General features: G+C 71.5%; 5 protein-coding genes and 1 pseudogene. 4 read left to right on the forward strand and 2 right to left on the reverse strand.

Annotated features, from left to right (window positions below; all coding sequences use genetic code 11):
• Positions 1-1,246: sensor histidine kinase (locus I0C86_RS34250; RefSeq protein WP_196205457.1), on the reverse strand; the 1,246-nt coding region annotated here is incomplete at its 3' end.
• Between the two features lie 202 nt (positions 1,247-1,448).
• On the opposite strand from I0C86_RS34250, the gene fabG reads away from it, so the two are divergent.
• The 4 genes from fabG to I0C86_RS34270 all read left to right on the forward strand — a co-directional run bounded on the left by fabG (position 1,449) and on the right by I0C86_RS34270 (position 5,172).
• Positions 1,449-2,153: a 3-oxoacyl-ACP reductase FabG gene (gene fabG / locus I0C86_RS34255; RefSeq protein ID WP_196205458.1), complete on the forward strand. Its 705-nt coding sequence runs from the start codon at positions 1,449-1,451 to the stop codon at positions 2,151-2,153.
• A gap of 95 nt (positions 2,154-2,248) precedes the next feature.
• Positions 2,249-3,022, forward strand: coding sequence for an enoyl-ACP reductase FabI (fabI, locus tag I0C86_RS34260; protein WP_196205459.1), 774 nt, complete (start codon positions 2,249-2,251; stop codon positions 3,020-3,022).
• A gap of 85 nt (positions 3,023-3,107) precedes the next feature.
• On the forward strand, positions 3,108-4,136 hold the full coding sequence (locus tag I0C86_RS34265; protein WP_196205460.1) for a ferrochelatase: 1,029 nt from the start codon (positions 3,108-3,110) through the stop codon (positions 4,134-4,136).
• Between the two features lie 256 nt (positions 4,137-4,392).
• Positions 4,393-5,172 carry an HAD-IIA family hydrolase gene (locus I0C86_RS34270; RefSeq protein WP_196205461.1) on the forward strand — a complete coding sequence of 260 codons (780 nt, stop codon included), beginning with the start codon at positions 4,393-4,395 and terminating at the stop codon, positions 5,170-5,172.
• A gap of 30 nt (positions 5,173-5,202) precedes the next feature.
• On the opposite strand, the pseudogene I0C86_RS34275 reads toward I0C86_RS34270, so the two are convergent.
• Positions 5,203-6,035: pseudogene (locus tag I0C86_RS34275) on the reverse strand (hypothetical protein); the annotation flags it as partial.

Raw genomic sequence — 6,035 nt, forward strand, 5'->3', positions numbered from 1 at the left:
GGTCACCGTCGGCCGGCCCGGTCGGGTCACCGTCGGCCGGCCCGGTCCGGTCACCGTCGGTCAGCCCGGTCCGGTCACCGTCGGTCAGCCCGGCCGGGTCACCGTCGGTCAGCCCGGCCGGGTCGTTTCGGACGACGACCGTCAGGGCCTTGTCGTCCGCGCGGAGCGACACCCGGACGCTCGCCCCCGGGGCGTGCCGGCCGGCGTTGGCGAGCGCCTCCTGAATGATCCGGTACCCGGCCAGCCCGACCGCCTCGGGCACCTGCCGGGTCGCTGCCGCCGCCGACACGTCGTCGGCCCCGCCGGGCGTCCCGCTGGCGACCGTCACCGACATGCCCGCCCGGCGGACCGCCTCGACCAGCTCCGGTACGTCGGCCAGACCGGGCTGTGGCGCGGTCTCCGGCGCGGCCGACTCGCTGCGCAGCACGCCCAGAAGCCGGCGCATGTCGGTCAACGCCTCCCGGGCCGAGCCGGCGATCGCGGTGAACTCGGCGCGGGCCGGCTCCGCCAGTCCGGTCAGCCGGTACGGAGCGGTCTCCGCCTGTACCGCGATCATCGACATGTGATGGGCCACCACGTCATGCATCTCCCGGGCGATCCGGGTGCGTTCCTCCAGCACCGCCCGGCGAGCCTGCTCCAACTCGCTCCGCTCGGCCTGCTCGGCCAGGGCCCGTTGACTCTGCCGGCGTCGCCGGACCTGGTCGCCGAGGATCAGGATGACCACGAAGAGGATGGCGACGCCGTGCGCGTTCGCCCGGGTATCGACGAACAGGTACGCCGGCAGCACGCTGAACAGTCCCGCCCAGGCCGCCGTCCCCGGACCGGCCCGAGCGGACAGCACCAGCAGCACGAACAGGAAGCCGACGACCTGCACCGGGTTCCACGGCCACGCCTCGCCCCGCTGCGCGTCGATGACCCCCAGGTAGAGCAGCGGATAGGCGACCCGCCAGGCGAGCAGCGGCCGGACCGGAGCCAGCGCCGCCGGCAGGACCGCGCCGATCCCGAGCAGGATCGCCAGCGGCTCGGGGAGTCCTCGCTCGTCCGTCAGGTACTGCACCCCGGCGATGGCCAGGCCGACCAGGGCCAGCAGCAGCAGCGGCAACAGGAACGACCGCAGGCGCCGCCACCCCCGCCGCCACCGGCCGGGCGGCCCGACCGGCGGGGAGGGCGGATAGTCCGCCCCGACCACCAGCCGGCGCAGGTCGTCCAGTGCGCCGCGGAGCACCACGCCGGTCCCGTCCTCCATCAGGGGCAGGGTACGGGTGCGGGGGCACGTCCGTCGTGACCCCGGAGTGTGATCCTGCCGGTAGTACCCGGGTGGTACGCCGGCCAGAAGGCCCCCGGGTTACGGATTACCTGCCGGTAGCGCCTAGTCTCCAACCCGCACGTGGCGTACGTGCCGACGTGCGCATGTGCCCAGCGTCCGTACCGTCCGTGAGGAGGACACCGTGGCCCGAACCGTGCTGGTGACCGGAGGGAACCGGGGCATCGGCCTGGCCATCGCGCAGGCCTTCGCCAAGCAGGGTGACCGGGTGGCGGTCACCCACCGGGGCAGCAACCCGCCCGCCGACCTGTTCGGGGTGCGGTGCGACGTCACCGACAGTGCCCAGGTCGACGAGGCGTTCTCGGCCGTCGAGGCGGAGTTGGGCCCGGTCGAGGTACTTGTCAACAACGCCGGCATCACCGCCGACACGCTGCTGATGCGGATGACCGAGGAACAGTTCACCAGCGTGGTCGACGCGAACCTGACCGCCGCGTTCCGGTGTGCCAAGCGGGCGTCGTCGAAGATGCTCCGGGCCCGGTGGGGTCGCATGATCTTCGTCTCCTCGGTGGTCGGGCTGGCCGGCGGCGCCGGCCAGGTCAACTACGCGGCGAGCAAGGCCGGCCTGGTCGGGGTGGCCCGGTCGATCACCCGGGAGCTGGGCAGCCGGAACATCACCGCCAACGTGGTCGCGCCCGGCTTCATCGACACCGACATGACCGCCGGGCTCTCCGACGAGCGCAAGGCCGAGATCCGCAAGTCCATTCCGGCCGGCCGGATGGCCACCCCGGACGAGGTGGCCGGCGTGGTCACCTGGCTGGCCTCCGACGCCGCCGGCTACGTCTCCGGGGCGGTCATCCCGGTGGACGGCGGCCTCGGCATGGGGCACTGACTGACACAATCGCCCAGGCGCTGTCGGTCGGCCGGGACAGACCCGGGTCCGGCCACGGGACGCGGGGGACCACGAGGGTATGGAGGGATCTTCACGTGTCTGGACTGCTGGCCGGCAAGCGGCTGCTCGTCACCGGTGTCATCACCGACCAGTCGATCGCGTTCTCGGTGGCGAAGCTCGCCCAGGAGAACGGTGCAACGGTCGTACTCACCGGCTTCGGCCGGATGTCCCTGGTCGAGCGGATTGCCCGCCGGTTGCCGGCGCCCGCGCCGCTGATCGAGTTGGACGTGACCAACAGCGAGCACCTCGCCAGCCTGGCGGACCGGGTCCGCGAGCACGTCGACGGGCTCGACGGGGTGGTCCACTCGATCGGGTTCGCGCCGAAGAGCTGCCTCGGCGGCGGTTTCCTGGACGCACCGTGGGAGGACGTGGCCACCGCGCTGCACGTCTCGACGTACTCCTACAAGTCGCTCGCCGTGGCCGCACTGCCGCTGATGAGCCCCGGCGGCGCGGTGGTCGGGCTCACCTTCGACGCCACCAAGGCCTGGCCGGTGTACGACTGGATGGGCGTGGCCAAGGCCGGACTGGAGTCGGCGTCCCGGTACCTGGCGATGCACCTGGGCGCGAAGGGGATCCGCAGCAACCTGGTGTCGGCCGGACCGCTCCGCACCATGGCGGCCAGGTCCATCCCCGGCTTCGAGCAGTTCGAGGACGCCTGGACCGAGCGGGCTCCGCTGGGCTGGGACCTCTCCGACCAGGAGCCGGCGGCCCGCGCCTGCCTGGCCCTGCTCTCCGACTGGTTCCCGGCCACCACCGGCGAGATCGTGCACGTCGACGGCGGCTACCACGCCCTCGGCGCCGGCAGCTGAGGTGTAAGGAAGGGCCCCTTCTTATCGTTTTCTGTATAAGAAGGGCCCCCTCCAAGCAGTTGGGTGGAGCGGGGAGAATGGCGGTATGTCGTACGACGCCGTGGTGCTGATCTCGTTCGGCGGGCCGGAGCGGCCCGAGGACGTGCTGCCGTTCCTCGCCAACGTGACCCGGGGCCGGAACGTGCCGCCGAACCGGCTGGCCGAGGTCGCCGAGCACTATCAGCACTTCGGCGGCGTATCGCCGATCAACCAGCAGTGCCGGGACCTGCTCGCCGCGATCCGGAGCGACTTCGCCGCGCACGGGCTCGACCTGCCGGTCTACTGGGGCAACCGGAACTGGCACCCGATGCTGGCCGACACGGTGGCCCAGATGCACCACGACGGCATCCGCTCCGCCCTCGGCTTTGTCACCAGCGCCTACGGCGGCTACTCGTCCTGCCGGCAGTACCTCGAGGACATCGCGACCGCGCGGTCGGCGGTCGGCCCGGACGCACCGAAGATCGACAAGTTGCGCCAGTACTGGGACCACCCCGGGTTCGTCGAGCCGCACGCCGCAGCCGTCTCCGCCGCGCTGGCCACCCTCGACGCCGACCGGCGGGAGAGCACCCGCCTGGTCTTCACCGCCCACTCGATCCCGGTCTCGATGGCCGCCTCCGCCGGCCCCGAGGGCGGCCGGTACGAGGCGCAGTTGCGTGAGACGGCCGGGCTGGTGGCGGAGCGGGCGGCTCCGGACCTGCCGTACGACCTCGTCTGGCAGAGCCGCTCCGGCCCGCCCCAGGTGCCCTGGCTGGAGCCGGATGTCAACGACCATCTGCGTGCGCTAGCCGCCGAGGGAGTGACCTCGGTCGTGGTCAGCCCGATCGGGTTCGTCTCCGACCACCTGGAAGTGGTCTGGGATCTGGACACCGAGGCCGCCGCCACCGCAAAACAGCTCGGCCTGGACTTCGTACGCGCCGGAACCCCCGGCACGGACCCGGGGTTCGTGTCGATGGTCCGGGAGTTGGTGACCGAGCGGCTTAACCCGGCCGATACGGCCCCGCGACGTCGGCTGGGTACGCTGCCCGCCTGGGACACCTGTCCGGACGGCTGCTGCCTGCCGGTCCGGCGGCCCTGACCGAGCACAGCCCGAGCCCGCACATCCGACTCCGAGCCCGCGCCCGATGCGAGCCCGATTCCGACTCCGAGCCCGGTCCGCCCGGTCCGACCGGCCGGTGGTACCCGGATCTTTCCGCCCCGAACCAGGAGAGCGATGAACCAGAGCAGCCAGCGAGTTGTCCGGCCAGAGGAGCGGCCATGACCGAGCGGAGCGAGGTCGTCGGTCTGCCCGGTCGCGCAGGTCACGGGGGCGACGAGCGAAGCGAGGGGCGGCAGTGACCGATCGAAAGCCGGTGGAGAGCTGGCTCACCGACATGGACGGCGTGCTGGTACACGAGGGGCAGCCGGTACCCGGAGCGCCCGAGTTCATCAGCCGGCTCCGTTCCTCGGGCAAGCCGTTCCTGGTCCTGACGAACAACTCGATCTACACGGCCCGCGACCTCCAGGCCCGGCTGAACCGGATGGGGTTCGACGTCCCCGAGCACGCGATCTGGACCGCGGCGTTGGCCACCGCCCAGTTCCTGGCCGACCAGCGACCCGGCGGTACGGCGTACGTGATCGGTGAGGCGGGTCTCACCACGGCGATGCACGCCGTCGGGTACGTGCTGACCGACTTCGCACCCGACTACGTGGTACTGGGCGAGACCCGGACGTACAGCTTCGAGGCGATCACCAAGGCGGTCCGGTTGATCGACGGAGGGGCGCGGTTCATCTGCACCAATCCCGACCCGACCGGCCCGTCGACGGAGGGCGCACTACCCGCGGCGGGATCGGTCGCCGCCATGATCTCCAAGGCGACCGGGGTGGAGCCCTACTTCGTCGGCAAGCCCAACCCGATGATGATGCGCTCGGCGTTGAACACCATCGACGCGCACTCCGAGACGACGGCGATGATCGGCGACCGGATGGACACCGACATCCTCTGCGGCCTGGAAGCCGGCCTGCAGACCGTACTGGTGCTCACCGGGATCAGTACCCGGACCGAGGCCGAACGGTATCCGTACCGGCCGTCCCGGATCGTCTCGTCGGTCGCGGATCTGATCGACGAGATCTGAGTCCCGACCCTTCGGGCGGGCCGCCGCTGGTCAGCCGACGACCTCGGCACCCACCGATCGGAGCGCGTCGATCAGTACCTGCCCGCTTCCGTCGGTGAGCGTCTGGGTGGTCCACGGCTCGGTGATGGTGATCCGCTGGCCGGTGCCGAGTTCGAGTTCGGCCCGGACCGGAATGCTCCGGTTGACCCGGGCCCGCATGATCTCCTCGTACCGGATCAGCCAGTTCCGGTCGGCGATCTCCTCGACCGGCCAGCGCTGGATCAGGGTCAGCAGCCGGTCCCGGCCATGGTTGAACGGACCGGGGTCGCCGATCAGCACCAGGCCGACGTCGAGGATCAGCAGGTCGAACTGGGTGTTGTCGACCTTGACGTTGGCCAGGCCGTCCAGCACCCGGGCACCATCGGCACCGCCACCCGGAGCGGCTGCGGCCTGCCCTGTCTGCCCGGCCGGGCCGCCGGCGGTCGAGGGACGCGGTGACCGGCCGCCCGACTCCGTGCTCAGCAGTCGGAACAGCACGCTGTCGCTGTCCTTGGCCAGCAACGGTGTCGTCCAACCGGCGGCGAGGGTGAGCTGACGGCCGTCCGTAAGGGTCAGTTCGACCCGCAGCGGGGTGGACCTGAGGATCTGGGCGCGGCCGATCTCGGCGTACGGAACGAACCGGTGCCGCTGCGCCAGCTCCGCGACGGGCATGCTGTCGATCAGCCGGGTCAGCCGCTTCTGCCCCTGTTCGGACCTGTCCGGCTCGGCGACCAGGATCAGCCCGTTGCCGAGCACGAGCACGTCGTGCGGGACGTCGTTGACCTTCAGCTGGGCGAAACCGCCCAGCACCCGGTCGGCGGGGGGCGCGGCGTGCGGCGTACCCG

It is taken from the genome of Plantactinospora alkalitolerans (assembly GCF_015690345.1).
In the GTDB taxonomy this organism is placed as follows: domain Bacteria; phylum Actinomycetota; class Actinomycetes; order Mycobacteriales; family Micromonosporaceae; genus Plantactinospora; species Plantactinospora alkalitolerans.